This is a genomic window from Vibrio sp. 1557, from assembly GCF_033340175.1.
GTDB lineage: Bacteria > Pseudomonadota > Gammaproteobacteria > Enterobacterales > Vibrionaceae > Vibrio > Vibrio alginolyticus.
On sequence record NZ_JAWOVZ010000148.1, the window covers coordinates 1 to 1,316 of the forward strand.

Here is a 1,316-nt window from a genome sequence, read left to right on the forward strand (position 1 = left end):
ACAATCGTAGCGTGCATTTTGTTCCCCATTTCACTTCTCAGCTCAGAAAAGAAGCCTTTCATGGCTATTTGAATCAAGCGCAAAGGGCTCAACCACTGACAATGTGGCGTTTGTAAACAGACCACAAAGACGTCTCGCGATAACTGCCCCGCAATGCTGGTGTAGCGACTACGCATGATAAAGTCCGCAAAACCTAGCTGTTGTTCCAACATGCATTTCTGGGCAAAGTTCGGTCTTAGCGTCATCACGATATTGAGGTCTTTGTGACCACTTTCGTTTGCAAGGTTATCCAATTGAAGTTCGAATTCATCTCTGGTTGGCAAAAATGCCGACCAGTCTTGCACTTGCTCACAACGATTTTTCATCCACAAAAGGGAAGCCGAGATATCCGTTGAAAAACCGAGAAAAAGCACACGCCCTGAATTGAATGTGAGGCGATAGATACACAAATGATGCGCTTGGTTACTGCCATTGGCTGTGCGGCTAAGAAGATTGCCGCTCCAATACCCTTCTTCATCAATGTGTTTCCAAAGTTGATCGTAGAACGCTTGGCTATGGTGAGAAGTGCTGAAGATGTAGGTTTTTAACCCAACGAGATCGCGATTTTGATACCCCATCTGAAGCTCAAAGGCGCGATTGCAACCAAGAATACGCGTATCTTCATCGGCAACGAGTACGCCGACGTTTGGCAAATCGAAGATGGTTTCAAGAATCTTCGCCAGCTCTTCACACCCAGTGATGGTCAGCTGAGGAATGATTGTGCCTTGAACAATCCGCTCGTTGAGCTTTTCAAAACTCATGGTGACATGAATGAGCTTGGCGTCATTAGGCATTAAGCAGCAAGAAAAATGCCCTTGCCCACCCATAAATTCGACGTCCGCAATGCGTTGACGACAAGCCTCTTGCTGCCCCATCAACATATATTGAAGCAGCTCATCTAAACTGTTAATCGGACGCTTAAAGCCAAAAGCATTGGCCATGCTTGGTTGGTCGCATTCAAACTCACGAGTATAGATGTCATAAGACCATTCCACGACCTGAGTATGATTGGCTGCGTGCTGCACTTGTCCTTGTGCAATCGTTAGTGATTCGCTCATTTCCTAGCCCCCTTATTTTGGTCGGCCTTTTTGCTCTCCATTCAAAACCCAATATCACAGTCGATGTTTGAGGAACCTTTAGGTTCTCTGTTATGACTCGAAAGTTAACAGGTTAAGCCTTGCGGTTTTGAATGTTGCTTCGAGCATGCTCGGCACATGCACTTTTAACTATGCACTAATTTGATTATAGGCGAGTTTCAAATAAGCATTCCATTGCTT

At 45.4% G+C, this 1,316-nt stretch carries 1 protein-coding gene; it reads right to left on the minus strand.

The window, feature by feature from the left end:
- Nucleotides 1-1,097 (minus strand): PAS domain S-box protein (locus R7070_RS25400; protein ID WP_318141411.1); only part of this gene is annotated, 1,097 nt, incomplete at its 3' end.
- Between the last annotated feature and the right edge of the window lie 219 nt (nt 1,098-1,316).